General features: G+C 60.7%; 22 protein-coding genes and 1 other RNA gene. 13 read left to right on the forward strand and 10 right to left on the reverse strand.

Going from position 1 to position 18945, the window contains the following annotated elements:
• Position 1 precedes the first annotated feature (1 nt).
• The gene (locus PY649_RS21670; RefSeq protein ID WP_285870745.1) at positions 2 to 1003 is read right to left on the reverse strand and encodes a 2-hydroxyacid dehydrogenase; all 1002 of its coding nucleotides are present in this window, start codon (positions 1001 to 1003) and stop codon (positions 2 to 4) included.
• Between the two features lie 181 nt (positions 1004 to 1184).
• On the opposite strand from PY649_RS21670, the gene PY649_RS21675 reads away from it, so the two are divergent.
• Positions 1185 to 1724 carry an SH3 domain-containing protein gene (locus PY649_RS21675; RefSeq protein WP_285870746.1) on the forward strand — a complete coding sequence of 180 codons (540 nt, stop codon included), beginning with the start codon at positions 1185 to 1187 and terminating at the stop codon, positions 1722 to 1724.
• A 93-nt stretch (positions 1725 to 1817) separates the two neighbouring features.
• The gene (locus PY649_RS21680) at positions 1818 to 2432 is read left to right on the forward strand and encodes a cadmium resistance transporter (RefSeq protein ID WP_285870747.1); all 615 of its coding nucleotides are present in this window, start codon (positions 1818 to 1820) and stop codon (positions 2430 to 2432) included.
• Between the two features lie 78 nt (positions 2433 to 2510).
• Here PY649_RS21680 and PY649_RS21685 read toward each other — a convergent pair whose 3' ends face one another.
• Complete coding sequence (locus PY649_RS21685) at positions 2511 to 3503, reverse strand: adenosine kinase (protein ID WP_285870748.1); 993 nt, start codon at positions 3501 to 3503, stop codon at positions 2511 to 2513.
• Between the two features lie 412 nt (positions 3504 to 3915).
• Here PY649_RS21685 and PY649_RS21690 point away from each other — a divergent pair, with 412 nt between their 5' ends.
• Positions 3916 to 4860: an AEC family transporter gene (locus PY649_RS21690; protein WP_285870749.1), complete on the forward strand. Its 945-nt coding sequence runs from the start codon at positions 3916 to 3918 to the stop codon at positions 4858 to 4860.
• A 156-nt stretch (positions 4861 to 5016) separates the two neighbouring features.
• Positions 5017 to 6177, forward strand: a complete 1161-nt coding sequence (locus PY649_RS21695) for a patatin-like phospholipase family protein (protein WP_285870750.1) — start codon at positions 5017 to 5019, stop codon at positions 6175 to 6177.
• A gap of 68 nt (positions 6178 to 6245) precedes the next feature.
• On the opposite strand, the gene PY649_RS21700 is transcribed toward PY649_RS21695, so the two are convergent.
• A complete protein-coding gene (locus PY649_RS21700; RefSeq protein WP_285870751.1) occupies positions 6246 to 6833 on the reverse strand; it encodes a c-type cytochrome in 588 nt (195 codons plus the stop codon).
• A gap of 150 nt (positions 6834 to 6983) precedes the next feature.
• On the opposite strand from PY649_RS21700, the gene PY649_RS21705 reads away from it, so the two are divergent.
• Together PY649_RS21705 and PY649_RS21710 are read left to right on the forward strand one after the other, a co-directional pair.
• Positions 6984 to 7739, forward strand: coding sequence for a 3-deoxy-manno-octulosonate cytidylyltransferase (locus tag PY649_RS21705; protein ID WP_285870752.1), 756 nt, complete (start codon positions 6984 to 6986; stop codon positions 7737 to 7739).
• Positions 7740 to 7765: 26 nt separating this feature from the next.
• Positions 7766 to 8620 (forward strand): prephenate dehydratase, encoded by an 855-nt coding sequence (locus PY649_RS21710; RefSeq protein WP_285870753.1) that lies wholly within the window; start codon positions 7766 to 7768, stop codon positions 8618 to 8620.
• 175 nt (positions 8621 to 8795) lie between these two features.
• On the opposite strand, the gene PY649_RS21715 is transcribed toward PY649_RS21710, so the two are convergent.
• The 5 genes from PY649_RS21715 to PY649_RS21735 form a co-directional block, all read right to left on the reverse strand.
• Positions 8796 to 9164, reverse strand: coding sequence for a VOC family protein (locus PY649_RS21715; RefSeq protein WP_285870754.1), 369 nt, complete (start codon positions 9162 to 9164; stop codon positions 8796 to 8798).
• A 117-nt stretch (positions 9165 to 9281) separates the two neighbouring features.
• Positions 9282 to 9518 carry a hypothetical protein gene (locus PY649_RS21720; RefSeq protein ID WP_285870755.1) on the reverse strand — a complete coding sequence of 79 codons (237 nt, stop codon included), beginning with the start codon at positions 9516 to 9518 and terminating at the stop codon, positions 9282 to 9284.
• An 84-nt stretch (positions 9519 to 9602) separates the two neighbouring features.
• A complete protein-coding gene (locus PY649_RS21725; RefSeq protein ID WP_285870756.1) occupies positions 9603 to 10289 on the reverse strand; it encodes a helix-turn-helix transcriptional regulator in 687 nt (228 codons plus the stop codon).
• Between the two features lie 9 nt (positions 10290 to 10298).
• On the reverse strand, positions 10299 to 11258 hold the full coding sequence (gene nudC, locus PY649_RS21730) for an NAD(+) diphosphatase (protein ID WP_285870757.1): 960 nt from the start codon (positions 11256 to 11258) through the stop codon (positions 10299 to 10301).
• Positions 11255 to 11665 carry an HIT family protein gene (locus PY649_RS21735; RefSeq protein WP_285870758.1) on the reverse strand — a complete coding sequence of 137 codons (411 nt, stop codon included), beginning with the start codon at positions 11663 to 11665 and terminating at the stop codon, positions 11255 to 11257. Before PY649_RS21735 ends, nudC begins: the two co-directional genes overlap by 4 nt.
• A gap of 91 nt (positions 11666 to 11756) precedes the next feature.
• Here PY649_RS21735 and ffs point away from each other — a divergent pair.
• From ffs to PY649_RS21750, 3 genes are all read left to right on the forward strand, one after another.
• Positions 11757 to 11854, forward strand: an RNA gene (gene ffs, locus PY649_RS21740) — signal recognition particle sRNA small type.
• A 47-nt stretch (positions 11855 to 11901) separates the two neighbouring features.
• Positions 11902 to 13785 carry a DNA polymerase III subunit gamma/tau gene (locus PY649_RS21745; protein WP_285870759.1) on the forward strand — a complete coding sequence of 628 codons (1884 nt, stop codon included), beginning with the start codon at positions 11902 to 11904 and terminating at the stop codon, positions 13783 to 13785.
• A gap of 132 nt (positions 13786 to 13917) precedes the next feature.
• Positions 13918 to 14241 (forward strand): YbaB/EbfC family nucleoid-associated protein, encoded by a 324-nt coding sequence (locus PY649_RS21750; protein WP_285870760.1) that lies wholly within the window; start codon positions 13918 to 13920, stop codon positions 14239 to 14241.
• A gap of 24 nt (positions 14242 to 14265) precedes the next feature.
• Here PY649_RS21750 and PY649_RS21755 read toward each other — a convergent pair whose 3' ends face one another.
• Positions 14266 to 14742 carry an Lrp/AsnC family transcriptional regulator gene (locus PY649_RS21755; protein ID WP_285870761.1) on the reverse strand — a complete coding sequence of 159 codons (477 nt, stop codon included), beginning with the start codon at positions 14740 to 14742 and terminating at the stop codon, positions 14266 to 14268.
• Between the two features lie 112 nt (positions 14743 to 14854).
• Between PY649_RS21755 and PY649_RS21760 the strand changes: the two genes are divergently transcribed.
• Together PY649_RS21760 and PY649_RS21765 are read left to right on the forward strand one after the other, a co-directional pair.
• Complete coding sequence (locus tag PY649_RS21760) at positions 14855 to 15391, forward strand: RBBP9/YdeN family alpha/beta hydrolase (RefSeq protein WP_285870762.1); 537 nt, start codon at positions 14855 to 14857, stop codon at positions 15389 to 15391.
• A gap of 102 nt (positions 15392 to 15493) precedes the next feature.
• Positions 15494 to 16105 (forward strand): LysE family translocator, encoded by a 612-nt coding sequence (locus PY649_RS21765; protein WP_285870763.1) that lies wholly within the window; start codon positions 15494 to 15496, stop codon positions 16103 to 16105.
• 2 nt (positions 16106 to 16107) lie between these two features.
• On the opposite strand, the gene PY649_RS21770 is transcribed toward PY649_RS21765, so the two are convergent.
• Positions 16108 to 16734, reverse strand: coding sequence for an MOSC domain-containing protein (locus PY649_RS21770; RefSeq protein WP_285870764.1), 627 nt, complete (start codon positions 16732 to 16734; stop codon positions 16108 to 16110).
• 56 nt (positions 16735 to 16790) lie between these two features.
• Between PY649_RS21770 and recR the strand changes: the two genes are divergently transcribed.
• Entirely contained in the window at positions 16791 to 17396 is a 606-nt protein-coding gene (gene recR, locus PY649_RS21775; RefSeq protein WP_285870765.1) for a recombination mediator RecR, read from the forward strand.
• Between the two features lie 236 nt (positions 17397 to 17632).
• Positions 17633 to 18907, forward strand: coding sequence for a lytic murein transglycosylase (locus PY649_RS21780; RefSeq protein ID WP_285870767.1), 1275 nt, complete (start codon positions 17633 to 17635; stop codon positions 18905 to 18907).
• The last annotated feature ends 38 nt before the right edge of the window (positions 18908 to 18945 follow it).

The raw sequence follows: 18945 nt of genomic DNA on the forward strand, positions 1-18945 counted from the left end.
TTCAGCGAAACGGCAGGACGCGATTCGGCGGGCGATGGCCGTCGATGAAGGCGCGGATATTGATGATGACCTTGTCGCCCATATCGATCCGGCTTTCGAGGGTGGCCGAGCTCATATGCGGCAGTATCACGACTTTGCCCTCGTTGGCGAGCTTCACCAGCTTCGGATTGACGGCCGGTTCGTTTTCGAAGACGTCGAGGCCGGCGCCGGCGATCTTGCCCTCGCGCAGAATCTTGATCAGCGCCGTCTCGTCGATGACATCGCCACGCGCCGTGTTGACGATGTAGCTGGTCGGCTGCAGCAGCGCCAGACGGCGCGCCGAGATCAGATGAAAGGTCGCCGGCGTTGACGGGCAGTTGACTGACACGATGTCGACGCGGGCAAGCATCTGATCGAGGCTGTCCCAATATGTCGCCTCAAGCTCGTCTTCGGTCGTCATGCTGACGCGCTTGCGGTTGTGGTAGTGAATGGATAGGCCAAAGGCCTTGGCGCGGCGGGCGACAGCAGTGCCGATGCGGCCCATGCCGACGATGCCGATACGCTTGCCGTGAATGCGGCGGCCGAGCATCCAGGTGGGTGACCAGCCGGCCCATTCGCCGGGCTTGTCCGTCAGCACCCGCGCACCTTCGGCGAGGCGGCGAGGCACGGCGAGGATCAATGCCATGGTCATGTCGGCCGTGTCTTCGGTCAGAACATTCGGCGTATTGGTCACCGTGATTCCCCTGCGGGCAGCGGCTTCGACGTCGATATGATCCGTGCCGTTCGAAAAGCTGGCAATCAGCTTCATCTGCGGCCCGGCTTCCTCGATCAATGCGGCATCGATGCGATCCGTGACGGTCGGCACCAGCACATCGGCGGACCGGACGGCCTCGACAAGCTCGGCATGCGTGCGCGGCGTATCGTCAATGTTGAGTTCGGCATCGAAGAGTTCGCGCATCCGCGTCTCCACTGCATCCGGCAGTTTACGCGTGATATAGACCTTCGGTTTTTTCTTCGTCGTCATGGCGACCGGCGATGCCTTGTTCAGATGTTCTTAACCAAGAAGCAGGATAATTTTCCCGTTCCGAGCATTTCTACCAGACCCGCAGGCGAAGACAAATAAAACTCGTGGGCGCGGCGCAGGGATTTGCCGATAAACCGGAACGATACGCCGCCTTGGTCATGATGAGCGAACGGAAATCCCTATGCGTGGCAAAGTACTGAAGTCCTGCGCTGTTTTCGCGATCGGCCTGATGATGGCCGTCGCCACCGCCGATATTGCCGCGGCGCAGGCCGCCAAGGGCCCGAGCGGACTGCCGCTGCCGCGGTTCGTCACCCTGAAGTCGAAGCGCGTCAACCTGCGTGTCGGCCCGAGCGCGGATTATGCGGTGTCATGGCTCTATCTCAAGCAGGGATTGCCGGTCGAGATCATCCAGGAATACGACAATTGGCGCCGCGTGCGTGATGCCGACGGCACCGAAGGCTGGGTCAACCAATCGTTGTTGTCCGGCCAGCGCTCGGCCATCGCCGCGCCGTGGATGAAGGGCAAGGGCAAAGCAGTCTTCGTCAACATGCGCCGCGACGCGCAGCCGTCGAGCACCGTCATTGCCAAGCTCCAGCCGGGCGTGATGATGAATATCCGCGAATGCACCGGCGACTGGTGCCTGGCGACCGCCGACGGTACTGAAGGCTGGGTGGCGCAATCCGAAATCTGGGGCGCTTATCCCGGTGAAGCTTTCAAGTAAAAAGATAGTCCTCAAAATTCTATGGTAGCCGCGACTGCGTGACTTTTCCGACGCGACGATGCATCGGAGCATCAAAAGCGGAAAGCGGTGATCATGGATTATTTGTTCAGAACCCTCGGCATAGCCGTCGTCCTTTTTGCATCGACGAATGTCGATGATATTTTTGTGCTGCTCGGATTTTTTGCGGACCCCAAATTCCGCCCACGGCAGGTCGTCATCGGCCAGTATCTGGGCATTGCCGCCCTTTACGGCGCGAGCGTGCTGGCCTCTTTGATCTCTCTCATCATTCCCGCTGCCTATATGGGTCTCCTTGGCTTGATACCGATCTTTCTCGGCCTGCAGAAGCTGTGGACATTGCGGAAAGGCTCCGAAGCCGATGATGATCCTGAAGATCATGAAAAGGCGTCCGCCGGGCACGGCAAGATCGCCGCTGTCGCCGCGGTGACGATTGCGAACGGTGGCGATAACATCGGCATTTATACTCCAGTATTCGCCACGCGAACGATCGATCAGATTGCCATCGTCGGTATCGTCTTCACCCTGCTGACGGCTTTATGGCTCGGCGCAGCACACTTCCTGGTCAACCATCGCACGATAGGCGCACCGATCAGACGATTTGGACATCGGATCGTGCCGTTCATCCTCGTCGGCCTTGGAATACTCATCCTGCATGAGGCTGGAACCATCGAGCTCCTTAGCCGGCTTTGATTATCCAATAAAAAAGCCGCCCGCAACGGACTGCAGCGGGCGGCTTTCGATTCCAGCGTGGGCTAAGAGGTGGGCCTATTAAAGAAGCCCGAATTCCTTCGCGGCTTCCGAGAGTGACCGCATCGGCCGAGGGCCGATCTGCTCGATGACGATAGCTGCGGCGAGGTTGCCAAGCTTGCCGCAGTCTTCGAGGGTACGACCCTGCGTATAGCCGAACAGGAAACCAGCGGCGAAAAGATCGCCGGCGCCGGTAGTATCGACACGCTCCTCGATCGGATGGGCATCGACGACATAGCGTTCGCTGCCGCGCACGATGACGGCGCCATCCTTGCCCGTTGTCACGGCTGCGATCTTGCAATCGGCTGCAATCAGCTTCAATGCCTTCTCGAAATCATGCGTCTCATAGAGCGATAATGCCTCGTCGCGGTTGGCAAAGACGATATCGACGGTGCCGGAGCGCATGAGATCGAGGAATTCCTCGCGATAACGGCCGACGCAGAAGCTGTCGGACAGGGTCATCGACATTTCCCGGCCATTGGCGTGGGAAATGCGGGCGCATTCGCGAATCGCTTCCTTGGCGCGCGGCGGGTCCCAGAGATAGCCTTCGAAATAGGTGACCTTCGCGTCGGCAACGATATCGGCCTCGACGTCCTCCGGACCAAGCTCGACGCAAGCACCGAGATAGGTGTTCATCGAACGCTCGCCGTCCTCGGTGACGAAGATCATGGAACGGGCGGTCGGCGGGAACGTGCCCTTCGGCTTGGTTTCGTAGCGCACGCCCTGGGCGCGGATGTCGTGGGCGAAGATTTCCCCCAGCTGGTCTTCTGCCACCTTGCCGAAATAGGCCGCCCTGCCGCCGAAATTCGCAACGCCTGCTGCCGTATTGCCGGCGCTGCCGCCGGAGGCTTCGAGTGCCGGACCCATGCGCGAATAGAGTAACTCGGCCCGCTCGGCATCGATGAGGTTCATCGCGGCTTTGGTGATCTTATTATCGATCAGAAATTGATCATTGCAGCGGGAGATAATGTCGACGATAGCATTGCCAACAGTCAGTACATCGAAACGAGTCATCAAAAAGGGGGTCCCGGTATTGGTGATAGCCGGTATCCGGTATTAGCGGTTTTTCCGAAGTTTGGAAGGAAAATCGGCGTTCCATGCGGTAACTAAATCTCAACCAGTCATTTGGCTGTCACTTTCCATCTGTAAATACTTATCAAGTGATCTGGCATGGGATGCGGACAAGGCATCCACGCCAGTCCTGGGAAGGTATGATACCTTCCGCCTCACCGGTACGCGCGCCGACCACGGATGAACTGGCGGCTTGTGCACCGGGAGGACGTCGGCGGGAGCCGGGTGCGGAAAAGCGGGCGAGCCCCGCTTTTTTTGTTTTTGCCCGCTTTTCGGCTTCTCATGATGCGGCAAGCTGCTACAACTTCGGGATCACATCCCAAGTTCCCGCCAGTTTGCAGCTCCCTCGCCCGGCATGTCCGAAATCCTCTCCGATGTCCTGCCAATTTTCGTGCTGATCCTCATTGGCTGGGTAATCGTGCGCGCCGGCATATTGTCAGCCAGCGTCGGCGAGGCGATGAGCGAGTTCGTCTTCAAGGTCGCGGTGCCGCTGCTGTTGTTTCAGACTATTGCTGAAGCGGATTTTCATGGAGCCTCGCCGTTTCGGCTGTGGATCGCCTATTTTGCCGGCGTGACGGTCGCCTGGACAGCCGGCCACCTCGCGGCGACGCGGCTGTTCGGGCGCGACGCGCGAATCGGGGTGCTCGCCGGTGTCTCGTCCGCCTTCGCCAACAATATCTTCATTGGCCTGCCGCTGGTGGGCCGCGCCGTCGGTCCTGACGGTATCGTGGCAATGTCGATCCTGCTTGCCGTGCATCTGCCGGTCATGATGATCGCCGGTACGATGCTGATGGAGCAGGCCGAGCGGAAGCAGAACGGCGGTTCCGGGCGGAGCATAGCGGAGGTCCTGCAGCAGGTCGGCAGAAACCTGGTGCGCAATCCATTGGTCGTCGGGCTGTTCGCCGGCCTTGTCGTGCACCTTATCGGCATTTCATTGCCGACGACGCTCGGCACCGTGGTCGGTGACATCGCCAAAATCGCGGGCCCGGCTGCGTTGATTTCACTCGGCATGGCGCTGAGGCAATACGGACTTTCCGGCAATCTCGGCATTGCCAGCGTCACGTCCGCCTTCAAGCTCCTGTTGCTGCCGGCCTGCGTGCTTGCGGCCGGCTACCTTCTCGGCCTTAGCCCGGAATGGCGAAAGGCGCTCGTGCTCACCTCTTCGGTTCCAACAGGTGTGAACGCCTGGCTCATTGCCAATCGCTTCGGCGTCGGTCACAGTCTCGCTGCATCGACGATTACGCTGACGACAGCGCTCGGTGCACTCACAGTGTCACTTTGGGCCTATATGCTCGGCTAGGATATGATTTCCAAAAAGGCGCAAAGCGATCTTGCATGAGTTCGCCGCCCAAGCACCGCGACGATATATCTCCGCTCTTGGAGTAACAGGCAGGAAAATGGTCATATATTCGCGCAGTCCCGCCCTTAAGGTTGGAGCGCAGCAAAGGATGGCACCATGAATATTGCAGCTCCAGTCACCACCAATCCCGCTTCGGCCTATGCGCAAAGGGTCTTCGTCCTGCAGGGCGGCGGCGCTTTGGGCTCCTATCAAGCCGGCGCTTTCGAGGCGTTGAGGGAAGTCGACATCGAGCCGGATTGGATCGCCGGTATCTCGATCGGCGCGATCAACGCCTCGATTATGGCGGGCAACGTGCCAGGCCAGCGGCTGGAGAAGCTGCGTTCCTTCTGGAACAAGGTCAGCGTGCAGTTGCCAGTCGACCTCTTCATGGAAAGGCAGCGGGAAACCAACCATTTCTATCGCACGGTCAGCAGTTGGTGGGTGTCGACGTTCGGCGTACCCGGCTTCTTTTCTCCCTGGCAGATCCCTTCGTGGTTTCAGTCGCGGGGTTCGGCGGGCGCGACCAGCGTTTACGACACCGAGCAGCTGCGCCAGACCCTGCTCGACCATGTCGATTTCGACCGCATCAACCACGGCCCGGTGCGACTGAGCCTCGGTGCCGTCAATGTCCGAACGGGCAATTTCGCCTACTTCGACAACAGGGACATCAAGATCAAGCCCGAACACGTCATGGCAAGCGGTGCGCTACCGCCCGGCTTTCCGGCGATCAAGATCGGCAACGAATACTACTGGGACGGCGGACTGGTTTCGAACACGCCGCTGACCTATGTGCTGAGGAACGGCGCCGGTGTCGACACGGTCGTTTTCCAGGTCGATCTTTTCAGCGCTACCGGCCCGTTGCCGCAGGACCTCGAGGAAGTGGAGGAGCGGCGCAAGGACATTACCTATTCAAGCCGCACCCGACTCAACACCGATCTTTTTCTCGAACGGCACCAGCTGCGCCGCACGATCTCGGAGCTCTACGCGCGACTGCCCGAAGAGGCGAAGGCTGACCCGGAAATCCAGAAGCTGCAGGAAAATTGCTCCGACTACGGCGTCACGATCATCCACCTGATCTACCGCAACAAGCAGTTCCGCTCCCATTCGAAGGACTACGAATTTTCGGCTTTATCGATGCACGAGCATTGGCAGGCCGGCCTGCGCGACTGCCGCAAAGCGCTGATCTCCGAGGACTGGCGCATGCCGCCGAGCGTCGAGGACGGGCTCAAAGTCTTCGACCTCGATCAGAAGATGCGCACGCGCAAGCACGTCGCTTGAGTGGCTGAAATGCATGCAAAAGCCCGGCCGAGACGACCGGGCTTTTGCACGTGTTCTCTTGAGGCAGCTTAGTTCGTCGCTGCCGGCGCCGGGGCGTTCGCGTCAGGCAGCGGCTCGGGCGTGTCGGCCAGGGTGCGCAGATAGGCGATGACATTGGCGCGATCTTCTTCTTTCGGCAGACCGGCAAAGCCCATCGCCGTTCCTGGGATGAATTTCTTCGGAGCTTCGAGGAAATGGTAAAGATGATCGTAGGTCCACTTCTCGCTGCTGCCCTTGGAGAAATCCTTCATGGCAGAGGAATAGCCAAAACCTTCATGCGAGGCGACCGGACGATCGACCACACCAAAGAGATTCGGGCCGACCTTGTTCGGCCCACCCTTTGTGCCGTCATGACAGGCCTGACACTTCTTGAAGATCGATTCGCCGGCCTTGGCGTCGGCCTTTTGCAGCAATTGCGCGATCGGCGTTTCCTGCTTGGCGGCGGCTGCCTTGCCGCCTGCTGCAGCGGACGTATCTTCAGCGACGACAATTGCGAAGCCCGGCTTTTCCGGCGCTTCAGAATGGAAAATAAATCCCGACGCGAGCGACACGGACTTCAGCACAAAAAGTGTGGCTAGAAGTGCCCCGACACCCATGTTCACGTAGGATGAATTCATCTGCTATGCTCCCCTCGCCCCGGCAGCGGCTGCCGGCCCATCTTGAATTCGCGCGAAACCTATGTCTTTTGGCGGTTTGTTGCAACTCTCTATACGGTCTCCACCGTGAGACTTTTTGACACTTTTCCGGCGGGAATAGAAGGCCCAACAATGACAGATCCCAAGTTAGACAAGACGCTGGTGCTCATTCCTGCCCGGATGGCCTCCACCCGCCTGCCGGGCAAACCGCTCGCCGATATCTGCGGTCTGCCCATGATCGTACAGGTTGCCAAACGCGCACGCGAGGCGGCGATCGGTCGCATCGTTGTCGCCGTCGACCACGACGATACTTTCGCCGCGGTGGCCAAAGCCGGGTTTGAAGTCGTCATGACCCGCCAGGACCATCAATCCGGCTCCGACCGCATCTACGAGGCGCTGAAAGCCGTCGATCCCGATGGTCGCGCCGAGATCGTCATCAATGTCCAGGGCGATCTGCCGACCATCGATCCCGAGACTATCCGCGCTTCGCTGCGCCCGCTCGAAAATCCTGCCGTCGACATCGCGACACTTACCGTCGAGATCGCCGATGAAGAAGAGAAGACCAAGCCGAGCGTCGTCAAGGTGGTCGGCTCCGCTCTTTCGGACAAACGCATGCGCGCGCTTTATTTTACCCGTGCTACGGCGCCTTACGGCGCGGGGCCGCTTTATCATCACATCGGCCTTTACACCTATCGCCGCGCAGCGCTGGAGAAATTCGTCAGCCTCGGCCCTTCGCCGCTGGAAAAGCGCGAATCACTGGAGCAATTGCGGGCGCTCGAAGCGGGCATGCGCATCGATGTCGAGATCGTTGACACGATACCGCTCGGTGTCGATACTCCCGGCGACCTCGAAAAGGCCCGCCGCATCCTTTCCGGCGCCTCTCTCTGACGGAATTTCCCCCAAAGGCAGTCCCAATGATCACCAAGACCAACAGAATCTCTTTTCAGGGCGACTATGGCGCCAATTCCCATATGGCCAGCCTCGACATGTTCCCGACGATGGAGCCGCTGCCCTGCCAGACCTTTGAGGACGCCTTCACCGCCGTCGACAATGGCGAGGCCGATCTCGGCATGATCCCGATCGAAAACACGATCGCCGGCCGCGTCGCCGATATCCACCATCTGCTGCCCGAATCGCGGCTGCACATCGTCGGCGAATATTTCATGCCGATCCACTTCCAGCTCATGGTCCTGCCCGGCGTGAAGAAGGAAGAGATCCGCACGGTGCACAGCCACATCCATGCGCTTGGCCAATGCCGCAAGATCGTGCGCGCCAATGGCTGGAAGCCCATCATCGCCGGCGATACGGCGGGCGCGGCCAAGCTCGTGCAGGAAACCGGCGACCGCACCATGGCCGCCCTCGCGCCGCGGCTGGCGGCCGACCTCTACGGGCTCGAAATCGTTGCCGAAAATGTCGAGGACACCGAAAGCAACGTGACGCGCTTCGTCGTGCTGTCGCGAGACGAAAACTGGGCGCAGCGCGGCTCGCCCGAGGAAAAGATCGTCACCACCTTCGTCTTCAATGTACGCAACATTCCGGCTGCGCTCTACAAGGCGCTCGGCGGCTTCGCGACCAACGGCATCAACATGACGAAGCTCGAAAGCTATCAGCTCGGCGGCCGTTTTGTAGCGACGCAGTTCTATGCCGACATCGAGGGCCATCCGTCCGATCCGAATGTGCGCCGTGCGCTGGAGGAATTGCGGTTCTTTTCCGAAAAAGTCCGCATTCTGGGCGTCTACAGAGGTCATCCGATGCGGGGCGATCTTTAAGCCGGACTGTCTCGGAGGCCACCTCGTCCTTCGAGGCTTCCCTCTTCGAACTCCGCGCCTCAGGATGAGGCGGAGCAAACTATTTGGTGGGCGCATAAGATCAGCCCTCATGGTGAGGTGCGAAAGCCCAAAGGGCTGCAGCCTCGAACCACGAGGGCGGATGGCTAGGCCGCATTCACTTATCCGGCTCACAAACCCTCAACCGATGGCCGTCGGGATCGAGTACGACGAAGGTCGGGCCGAAATCGAGCGTCGTGAGCTCCTGCGCGATCGGCAGGCCGCGGGATTTCCAGTCCTTGTAATGCTCCGCGACTGCGCCTTCGCCCTCGACCATGAATGCGAGTTCGCCGCGGCTGCCGATGGCGGACGGCTGCGGCTCGACGCTGCTGCGGCGCCAGAGGCCGAGGGTGAAACCATTGTCAAGCGGGAAGGCAGCGAAATTCGGCGAGGCAACGGCTGGTTCGCAGCCGAGCAGGTCGCGATAGAAAGGCACGCTTTCAGCCGGATCTTTGACGTAGAAGATGATGAGATTCGGGCTTGTCATTTGGATATTCCTCTCGTTTCACAGGGATATAAGAGCATGAAGGATGCGGTCCGGCAGGCCAGGCGGAGCCTGCCGGTGATGGCATTGTCAGCGGATTGAATGCTTATGAGGATGCGTTTAGTGCATCCGTTCTTCCTCACGGTACGGCACACAGCCGTCCAGAAAGCCCAGATCGCGCTTCATAGCATCCGGCGCACCCTCGATATCGAGGCGATTCCGGCTGCCGGCAAAATAGTGAAGTGCGCCCCGCAGAAGGCGGAGCGGCCATGCCGACATTGAAAGATCTTTGCCTTTGCGCACCTCGTTGATGCCGCGATGCGCTTGTTTCGTGACGATGAAAGCGTGGCTTGCCATGATCGGTCCTCCTTCCTGTTTGGGATGGTGCCCATCATAGTCGTAGCTACTGACAGTTTCTGGCAGTAGCATTGCTCTTGAGGATCAATCGTGAAGCATGCCCTCCCGGGCATGCCATTCCCTTGCGAGCGTAACACGGCGGCGTGGGTAGCGCGCCTCGAGCACTGCAAAATCGATGATGCGGTCGGCGCGGAAATGGCGAAAATCCTGGCGCAGCTCGCACCAGGCCATGATGATGCGCGCATTGTCGAAATAACCGAGCGCGAAGGGCCAGATGCGCCTTGTCGAAATGGCGCCGTTCACGTCGCCATAGGTCAATTGCACCATGCGCTCGGTGCGGATTGCCTTGCGCATCAGAGAAAGATCGGCCTTATCCTCCGTTATGCGGCGTGTGGCGACGACCACGGCCGCCTGATCGACCGCCTCGCGCATTTCGGCGGGCAGCACGGCGGCGATCTTGGCAAGAGCGTCGGCTCCGGCTGCTGCCAGTCGCGAATCGGTTGCCCTTGCCACCCATCGCGACCCCAGCACCAGCGCCTCGATCTCGTCCTGCGAAAACATCATCGGCGGCAGCATGAAGCCGGGCTTCAGAACATAGCCGATGCCAGGCTCGCCTTCGATCATGGCGCCCTGCGTCTGCAGGCTGGCGATATCACGGTAAAGAGTGCGCAGGCTGACGCCGGTTTCGTCGGCGAGGGTCGCGCCGCTGACGGGACGTCGGTAGCGCCTGAGCGTCTGCAATAGGGTCAGCAGCCGTTCCGAGCGCGCCATGACGAGCGCCTATCGCTTCCATTCCACCCAGTCGCGCATCAGGCGATGTGCGATGGCGCCCTTGGGTGGAGACGTGTTGCCGGAAGCCGCGACGCGGTCGAGCATGGCGAGCGTCTCTTCCGGCGTAAACCAGCGGCAGTCATCAAGCTCAGCGACATCCATATGAATCTCTGTCGACTTCGCCTCGGCATAGCAGCCGATCATCAAGGAATGCGGCATCGGCCAGGGCTGCGAGGCATGATAGCGTACGCGGCCGATGTGAATGCCGGACTCCTCATGCGTTTCGCGGCGCACGGCATTCTCGATGGTTTCGCCCGGCTCGACGAAACCGGCGAGGCAGGAATACATGCCCGGCGCGAAATGATGGCTGCGGCCAAGCAGGCAGAGGTTTCTCTCCTCGTCGATCGTCAGCATGATGACGACCGGATCGGTGCGCGGGAAGATAATGTGTTCGCAGGCCGTGCAGACGCGCTTATAGCCGCCGATGCGGAGTTCCATGACCGAGCCACAGCGGCCGCAGAAGCGGTTGTCGCTGTTCCAGCGGATAAGGCTCATGCCTTGTGCCGCTTCCCCGAGGATTTCGCCTTCGAGCAGGAGATCGCGCCAAAGCGAGCGCATGTCGGCGGGCTTATAGTGGCTGGCGAGTTCGTCGGCATTAATGCGTACCGGAACGGCCAGCCGCGGCTCGCCGGTCTTGCGGTAGCCGAGCAGCACCGCCGCTTCCCAGTCCGGATCCAGCTCCTGCAGCTCGTAGCGCGCAAACAGCGGGTCGAGCACCTGGCCGTCATGTTTCAGGACCAGCTTGTCCTTGGCAAAGGCCAGGATATGCGTGCCTTCCTTGGCGAGCGCATGCACGATCGATTCCTCGTCGCGGTGCTCGGCATCCCGATCAAGCTGATTTTCCGCAAAGGCGGTGAGGCTGCTGGCTTCCGGGTGGGGGGCATCCGAAGAGAAGATGGAATGGTTCATTGTGAAAGCGTTTCCCGCAACTTGGCTATGAAGCTGTTCATGTCTTCGTCCGCATAGGGTTCTGCCCTGCCGTGACCCCATATCGGGCCGGGCCAGTTCGTGTCCCCTTCGAACCGCGCAATCACATGAACATGAAGCTGTCGGACGATATTTCCAAGAGCCCCGATGTTGATTTTTGTCGCTCCCGTCACCGTCTTCAAGGCAGCGCCGACCTTGTTGGTTTCGAAGGTCAGCAGAACCTGATCGAGCGGCGTCAGGTCGAAAATCTCCGATATGCCGGGCCGGCGGGGCACCAACAACAGCCATGGCCAGCGGCAATCCTTCATCAGCCGCACGTCGCAAAGGCCGGTAATCGTAACGGAAACGCTGTCATTCGCCAGACGATCGTCGAGCGCAAAATCCTGCAATGGGCTGTCCTCCAGTGTTTTATCAAATGTTTAGCAGTTTTTTTTGACCTTGGCTTGCTTTTGATGCCGATATTGCCGATATGTGCATCCGGGAGGTTGGTGGTGGACGAGCCACTCGCCAACCGGGTCAGGTCCGGAAGGAAGCAGCCCTAACGAGCCCCGGCACGGGTCATCGTGCCAGCCTCCCACCCTTTCCGAAAGCAAGGCCCGGCTTTCTGCGGGCAATAAGCAGGGCAATGAGCGACACCGAGCGACAAGCAAAAGATGCCGCTTCGACCGGCACCGGTTACCGGGTTCTGGCTCGCAAATACCGACCCAAGGATTTCACCGACCTGATGGTCGGTCAGGAGCCGATGGTTCGCACGCTGACCAATGCGTTCGAGACCGGCCGTATTGCCCAGGCCTATATGCTGACCGGCGTGCGCGGCGTTGGCAAGACGACCACGGCCCGCATCTTGGCGCGCGCCCTCAACTACAAGACCGCCGCGGTCGATCGGCCCACCATCGACCTGCGCGAACCCGGCGAACATTGCCAGGCGATCATGGAAGGCCGGCATGTCGATGTCATCGAGATGGACGCCGCCTCGCACACCGGCATCGACGATATCCGCGAAATCATCGAACAGGTGCGTTACCGTCCGGTCTCGGCACGCTACAAGGTCTATATCATCGACGAAGTGCACATGCTGTCGACTGCCGCCTTCAACGGGCTGCTGAAGACGCTGGAAGAGCCGCCGGAGCATGTGAAGTTCATCTTCGCCACCACCGAAATCCGCAAGGTACCAATCACGGTACTGTCGCGTTGCCAGCGTTTCGACCTGCGCCGCATCAGCGCTTCCGATCTCGTCGGCCTGTTTACCACCATCGCCGCAAAGGAAGGCATCGAGGCCGAGCCGCAAGCGCTCGCCATGATCGCCCGTGCCGCCGAAGGTTCGGCCCGTGACGGGCTGTCGCTGCTCGACCAGGCAATCGCCCATGGCAGCGGTGTGGTTGCGGCGGAAGCTGTGCGCTCGATGCTGGGACTCGCCGACCGCGCCCGCATCGTCGATCTCTTTCACCATATCATCAGGGGCGATGTCGCCGCCGCCTTGGCGGAGTTCAACAGCCAGTACGAAGCCGGCGCCAATCCCGTCGTCGTGCTGACCGACCTTGCCGATTTCACCCATCTCGTCACCCGCTTGAAATATGTGCCCGATGCCGCCAACGATCCGTCGCTGAGCGAGGTCGAGCGTACCAAGGCGGCCGAATTCGCGCAGGGCGTGGCGGTGACCACGCTATCGCGCTTCTGGCAGATGCTGCTGAAGGGTATTCCGGAGACTGAAAGCGCTGCCCGCACGGCCGGTGCCGCCGAAATGGTGCTGATCCGTCTGGCCCACGCCGCCCATCTGCCGGCTCCGGAAGATGCGGCGCGGCGGCTTGCCGAGCTTTCTGATGGCAATGGTGGCGCGCGTCCGTCGCCCGCTCCGTCAGCCGGCAACGGCGTTGGAACGCCGGTCTCCTACCAGGGCAATGTCATGGCACGCGCGGTCGAAACCGCGCAACCGCGGCCTGCGCCCACGCCACCGGCGCCGGTCGCCATGCTGCGATCAGTTCCGAATACTCAGCCGCAAACCACCCCGGCAGTCGGCCGCATAGAGTCAAAACCCGCCGAAGCGCCGAAGCCGCTGGTTCCCGTCAATTCGATGGCCGATATCGCCGAACTCGCCGGCCAGAAGCGCGATCCGAAACTGAAGGCGCTGGTGCGCAGCTTCGTTCGCCCGGTGCGGCTGGAGCCCGGCCGGCTCGACGTCAACCTGACGCCCGGCGCACCGGGAACGCTGCTGAACGAACTCGCCGTCAAGCTGAAGGAATGGACCGGCATCCATTGGATCGTCAGCCTCAGCCGCGACGAAGGCGAACCGACCCTGGTGGAAGCCGAGGTAAACGCGCAGCAGCAGCGGGTCGCCGATGCCCGCCAGGACCCCGATGTGGCGGCGATCCTATCGCAATTTCCGGGTGCCAAGATCATCGACGTGCGCGTTCGCGCGCCCGATGCGGAAGAAGAGGAACAAACCGCGGCTCCGGCAGCCGCCGAATCCGATGACGGCGACATCCTGCCGGGCGATGATATCGAATTCTAGAGCGACCTTTGTGCGTTCAAATGGACGCACGGCGCCCTAGGGATATGATACCGATCGACAGGCCGCATAAAGCGGTTTTCGAATTGGATTGTATCCAAGAAGACAAAGAGACGAGAAGAAGGACGAACGACGATGCGCGACATCATGGGCATGATGGGCAAAGTGAAGGAAATGCAGGCCAAGATGGAGAAGATGCAGGCGGAAATCGCCGACATCCGGGCCGAGGGTAAGGCCGGCGGCGGCCTCGTTACCGTCACTGTGAACGGCAAGGCCCAGATGCTGGCCATCAAGATCGATCCGTCGCTCTTCAAGGAAGACGACGTCGAAATCCTCGAGGACCTGATCGTCGCTGCAAGCAAGGACGCCCAGGAAAAGGCCGAGGCGCTGGCCGCCGAAAAGACCCGGGAACTGACGGCCGGCCTGCCGATCCCGCCCGGCTTCAAGCTGCCTTTCTGAGAAGCACTTCCTTCAAGCGCGCGGTCAACGCACCATCGTCTTGCGGATGAGTTCGCGGCCGATCAGTTTCGCCGGCTCGTTCCGCAACACCAGCGACGTGGTCACCGCGCCGTGGCGAGCGATGGAATCGACGATGGTTTCAAGGTCCGATGGTGTCGGCACCAGGACCTTGAGCAGGAAACAATCTTCACCGGTCAGCCGCAGGACCTCGATGATCTGCGGCATCTCCGAAAATTGCTTCAGGCAGGGGCGTATGTGCTCATGGGTCGTCCGCAGCCGGACGACGGCCATCATGCCGAGACCGACGGCAGCGGGATCGACGACGGCGCGATAGCCTGCGATAATGCCCCGCTCCTCCAGCCGTTTCAGGCGTTCCGAAGCGGCAGGCTGCGAAAGCCCTACCCGGCGGCCGAGTTCCGATACGGAAATCCGCCCATCCTCCTGCAGAATCTCGATCATCGACAGATCAGTCGGGTCCAAGTCTTTCTCAAAGCTTTCCATTCTTGCACCTTGAATTCATCGGCGTGCGCAAGTTTTGCCCGATGGATTGCAATGTCAATCTGCCACGCGACATGCCAGTTTCGATCGGTCAACGGACTGCGGAAGGATAATCATGAGCGATATCATCACCCTGCCCGGCCTCGGTGGGTCGGGCGAAGGCCACTGGCAAACTCTGTGGGAACGACGGGATTCGCAGATGCGCCGTTTCCAGCCGGCGAGCTGGAACAAGCCCGAATTGGCGGATTGGATCGCGGCGCTCGATCGGGAAATCAGCCGCGCGAAGACGCCGCCGATCCTCGTCGCCCATAGCCTCGCCTGCCAGTTGGTCGCGCATTGGGCCGCCTCCACCGCGGCAAGAATCCTCGGCGCCTTCCTCGTCGCGGCACCCGATCCGACAGGCGAGGTCTATCTGGCCGAGGCCCCGAGCTTCGCCAATCCGCCGCGCCGGAGACTGTCCTTTCCATCGCTCCTCGTTGCCAGCACCGATGATCCCTTCGGCTCGTTCGACTATGCGAAGGAAAGCGCCGCGGTCTGGGGCAGTAAATTGATCGATGTCGGTGCGCTCGGCCACATCAATGCGAATTCCGGAATCGGCGAATGGCCGGAAGGCTACGCACTTTTCGGAGATTTCCGCGTCGGACTTACCTGAGGCGATGCAGCGCGTTTGGAAAATGCGCGACAGGATGGTATGTGGGGAACACATCGGACTGCCTTTTTCGTCCGCGACTATCCGAACATCCGAGAGAACGTCATGAGCCTGACGACATTGCTTGTTTTTGCCGGCGCGCTGTTTGTCGCTGCCGGTTCGCCGGGGCCAAGCGTTGCCGCGCTTGTCGCCCGCGTGCTGACCAAGGGCGCGCGCGACGTGCTGCCGTTCCTTGCCGCCATGTGGATCGGCGAAGGGATCTGGCTGACCTGTGCGGTCGCGGGACTGGCGGCCATCGCCGAGACCTTCCATTGGGCATTCGTCGCCATCAAATGGGCCGGCGTGGCCTATCTGCTCTATCTCGCCTGGAAAATGTGGTTCGCCGCTGCCGATGCGACCGAGGAAAAGCTGCCGGACGCGCAATCGCCGCTCCGCCTCTTCTTCGCCGGCCTGACGGTGACGATGGGCAATCCCAAGATCATGATGTTCTATGTGGCGCTGCTGCCGTCGATCATCGACATCCATGCCGTCACCCTGACCGGCTGGGTCGAGCTGGTGGCGACGATGTTCGTCGTGCTGGCAGTTATTGATCTGAGCTGGGCCTTTTTTGCCGCCAAGGCCCGTGGCTTCCTGAAAAGCCGCCGCGCCGTGCGGATGGCCAATCGCGCCAGCGCCGGCACCATGGCGGGAGCGGCCGTCGCCATCGCCATGCGGTAGCTTCAGGCATCGACGGATTCGTCGTCGAGCAGTGCACGGAGCTTGTAATGAATGGGTGCGGAGAGATAACGCGCCCGGTCCTCAGGCGACAATCGTCTGCCGAAGGTCGCCATCATTTCCGGCATGGTGACCTTGGCGCCGGCATAGGGAATATAGCTCACCGGTGTTCCGGCGGTGGCGGTGCCGTTTTTGATGACGCGGCAATAGATGCCTGGGCGGCCCGCTTTCGTATAGCGCTTGACGAATTTCGGATCGCCCATTTTCGCCGCAAAAGTCGAGCAGGGAATGCGGGCAGAAGTCACCTCCAGAACTAAATCGTCGGCTATGAATCTGTCGCCAACGGCGACCTCGCGATTGTCGAGCCCTTCGATGACGATATTTTCGCCAAATGTCCCGGGCTCCAGCCTGCGCCCCAGCTCGTTCGACCACCAGTCCAGAGTCAGCGACCCTTCGACATAAACGGCCTGATCGCGTCCGCCGTGATATTCGCTGTTGCAGACGGCATCACCGATAACGCCCTCGGCGTCGATCATGACCGTACCGCCGACCGCACGCTTGTTGATGCCGGTCCTGTAGCTCTTGCCGGGCAGTGTTTCGGCATCGCCGATGCAGACGGCCAGAATTTTCATAGGGCGATCATCCTTCCGCGATTTCGTTCCTGCAGCATATGAGCTAAAAGCCTCCCATGGCAAAGCGAGTTACCGGTCCCGAAATTGAAAAACTCATCCAGCTTCTGGCAAAAGTGCCGGGCCTCGGCCCGCGCTCGGCGCGCCGTGCTGCATTGCATCTGATCAAGAAGAAGGACCAACTGCTCGGCCCGCTCTCCCATGCCATGGGCGATGCCTATGACAAGGTGAAGATCTGCTCGCGCTGCGGCAATGTCGATACCGTCGACCCCTGCACCGTCTGCACGGACGATCGGCGCGATCAATCCGTTATCATCGTTGTCGAGGATGTCGCCGACCTCTGGGCGCTGGAGCGTGCCGGCGCGATGAATGCCGCTTATCATGTACTCGGCGGCGTGCTGTCGCCGCTCGACGGCGTCGGTCCTGACGACCTCAATATCCGCGGCCTGATCGAGCGCGTCAGCGAAGGCGGCGTCCGCGAAACCATCATCGCGGTCAACGCCACAGTCGAGGGGCAGACCACAGCACACTATATAACCGACCAGCTCGCCGGCCTGGACGTAAAGATCACCCGCCTCGCCCACGGCGTACCGGTCGGCGGCGAACTCGATTATCTCGATGAAGGCACGCTGACGGCGGCGTTGCGGGCGCGGACGGCGATTTGAGGGAGGAAAACGAATTGGCGCAAGGATATTGCCTTTCGCTCGTGCTCAAGGCGCTCGTCGCACGCTCTCCTCGCAACCCCCCTCTGCCCTTTCGGGCATCTCCCCCGCAAGGGGGGAGATTGGTAACCTGGGGCACGGCCAATCCTCAAACTGAGATTATCTCCGTAGATGCTGAAGCGTATCGGGCCGGCGAAAGGTGCGGCCAACTCCCAACAATCTCCCCCCTTGTGGGGGAGATGTCGCGAAAGCGGCAGAGGGGGGTATCGCAGGTGCGGCACTTGCTTTCCTTGCTCTTCATCGTCCTCCTCACTCTCCTTCCCTTCCCCGCCCTCGCCGCCTCCAAGGCCGATGTCGAGGCGCAATTCCAGACCTGGGTCCAACAGAACCTCTGGCCGGAAGCGAAGAAGGACGGCATTTCAGAAAAGACCTTCAAGGCGGCTTTTTCCGGCGTAATGCTGAATTGGGACTTGCCCGATCTCGTCCCGCCGGGTTTTCCAAAGCCCAAGGAACAGCCGCAGACGCAGGCGGAATTTTCCTCGCCCGCGCCCTATTTCAACGAAGCACGACTGCAGAAGCTTGCGGCGACCGGGCGCAGCTTTGCTTCGCAATATGGCCCGACGCTGAAGAGGATCGAAAAGGTCTATGGTGTGCCCGGCCCGATCGTTCTTGCCATCTGGGGCCGCGAGACCGGCTTCGGAGCGGCGAAACTGCCGAATTCCGCGATCCAGGTACTGGCGACCAAAGCCTTCATGTCGACGCGCAAGGAGATGTTCCGCACCGAACTCATCGCCGCACTCGGCATTCTGGAACACGGTGATGTAACGCCCGACCAGTTCCTGGGCTCTGTGGCCGGCGCGCTCGGCCAGCCGCAGTTCATGCCAACCAGTTACCTGAAATATGCGGTCGATTTCGATGGCGACGGTCATCGCAACATCTGGAATTCGGTGCCGGATACGCTCGCTTCCATAGCCAACTATCTGGTTCAGAAGGGCTGGCAGCGCGGCCGCGGCTGGGGTTACGAAGTGACGATCCCGGAAAGCGTTTCCTGCGCGCAGGAAGGACCGGATCTCGTCAAGCCGATTTCGCAATGGAGCTCGCTCGGGATCGCCAGGATTTCCGGCAAGGCTTTTCCGTCCGACGAGCTGCGCGCCGACGGCATGATGCTGGTGCCGGCCGGCCGTGACGGCCCGGAATTCATCGTCACGCCGAATTTCTACGTCATCAAGGAATATAATAATTCCGACCTCTACGGCCTCTATATCGGCAATCTCGCCGACCGCATCGCTAATGGTTCCGGCGCCTTCAAGGGCCAATGGGGCGATGTCGGCAAAATGCTGCGCTCCGACGTCGCCGGCATGCAGGTGACACTGGAGCGCAAGGGATACGATGTCGGCGGCACGGACGGATTACCGGGCTACAAGACCCGGCGGTCGATCGGCCAATGGCAGGAAAAGAGCGGCCGCAAGCCCACCTGCTATCCCGACAGCTCTATGCTCGGCCTGCTGAAATAGGTGGATTTCGATAGCGCTGCCGCGTTTGGGCCGAAGCG

This window comes from Rhizobium mayense, from assembly GCF_030272705.1.
Classification (GTDB): domain Bacteria; phylum Pseudomonadota; class Alphaproteobacteria; order Rhizobiales; family Rhizobiaceae; genus Rhizobium; species Rhizobium mayense.

What these genes read in the sequence shown, in the direction of transcription:
- PY649_RS21770 (WP_285870764.1), bottom strand. Translation starts at nt 16,734, where the DNA reads ATGAAAATTCTGGCCGTCTGCATCGGCGATGCCGAAACACTGCCCGGC.
- recR (WP_285870765.1), top strand. Translation starts at nt 16,791, where the DNA reads ATGGCAAAGCGAGTTACCGGTCCCGAAATTGAAAAACTCATCCAGCTT.
- PY649_RS21675 (WP_285870746.1), top strand. Translation starts at nt 1,185, where the DNA reads ATGCGTGGCAAAGTACTGAAGTCCTGCGCTGTTTTCGCGATCGGCCTG.
- PY649_RS21685 (WP_285870748.1), bottom strand. Translation starts at nt 3,503, where the DNA reads ATGACTCGTTTCGATGTACTGACTGTTGGCAATGCTATCGTCGACATT.
- PY649_RS21745 (WP_285870759.1), top strand. Translation starts at nt 11,902, where the DNA reads ATGAGCGACACCGAGCGACAAGCAAAAGATGCCGCTTCGACCGGCACC.
- PY649_RS21725 (WP_285870756.1), bottom strand. Translation starts at nt 10,289, where the DNA reads ATGGCGCGCTCGGAACGGCTGCTGACCCTATTGCAGACGCTCAGGCGC.
- PY649_RS21695 (WP_285870750.1), top strand. Translation starts at nt 5,017, where the DNA reads ATGAATATTGCAGCTCCAGTCACCACCAATCCCGCTTCGGCCTATGCG.
- PY649_RS21715 (WP_285870754.1), bottom strand. Translation starts at nt 9,164, where the DNA reads ATGACAAGCCCGAATCTCATCATCTTCTACGTCAAAGATCCGGCTGAA.
- PY649_RS21780 (WP_285870767.1), top strand. Translation starts at nt 17,633, where the DNA reads ATGTCGCGAAAGCGGCAGAGGGGGGTATCGCAGGTGCGGCACTTGCTT.
- PY649_RS21750 (WP_285870760.1), top strand. Translation starts at nt 13,918, where the DNA reads ATGCGCGACATCATGGGCATGATGGGCAAAGTGAAGGAAATGCAGGCC.
- PY649_RS21670 (WP_285870745.1), bottom strand. Translation starts at nt 1,003, where the DNA reads ATGACGACGAAGAAAAAACCGAAGGTCTATATCACGCGTAAACTGCCG.
- PY649_RS21700 (WP_285870751.1), bottom strand. Translation starts at nt 6,833, where the DNA reads ATGAATTCATCCTACGTGAACATGGGTGTCGGGGCACTTCTAGCCACA.
- PY649_RS21755 (WP_285870761.1), bottom strand. Translation starts at nt 14,742, where the DNA reads ATGGAAAGCTTTGAGAAAGACTTGGACCCGACTGATCTGTCGATGATC.
- nudC (WP_285870757.1), bottom strand. Translation starts at nt 11,258, where the DNA reads ATGAACCATTCCATCTTCTCTTCGGATGCCCCCCACCCGGAAGCCAGC.
- PY649_RS21680 (WP_285870747.1), top strand. Translation starts at nt 1,818, where the DNA reads ATGGATTATTTGTTCAGAACCCTCGGCATAGCCGTCGTCCTTTTTGCA.
- PY649_RS21710 (WP_285870753.1), top strand. Translation starts at nt 7,766, where the DNA reads ATGATCACCAAGACCAACAGAATCTCTTTTCAGGGCGACTATGGCGCC.
- PY649_RS21760 (WP_285870762.1), top strand. Translation starts at nt 14,855, where the DNA reads ATGAGCGATATCATCACCCTGCCCGGCCTCGGTGGGTCGGGCGAAGGC.
- PY649_RS21720 (WP_285870755.1), bottom strand. Translation starts at nt 9,518, where the DNA reads ATGGCAAGCCACGCTTTCATCGTCACGAAACAAGCGCATCGCGGCATC.
- PY649_RS21705 (WP_285870752.1), top strand. Translation starts at nt 6,984, where the DNA reads ATGACAGATCCCAAGTTAGACAAGACGCTGGTGCTCATTCCTGCCCGG.
- PY649_RS21690 (WP_285870749.1), top strand. Translation starts at nt 3,916, where the DNA reads ATGTCCGAAATCCTCTCCGATGTCCTGCCAATTTTCGTGCTGATCCTC.
- PY649_RS21765 (WP_285870763.1), top strand. Translation starts at nt 15,494, where the DNA reads ATGAGCCTGACGACATTGCTTGTTTTTGCCGGCGCGCTGTTTGTCGCT.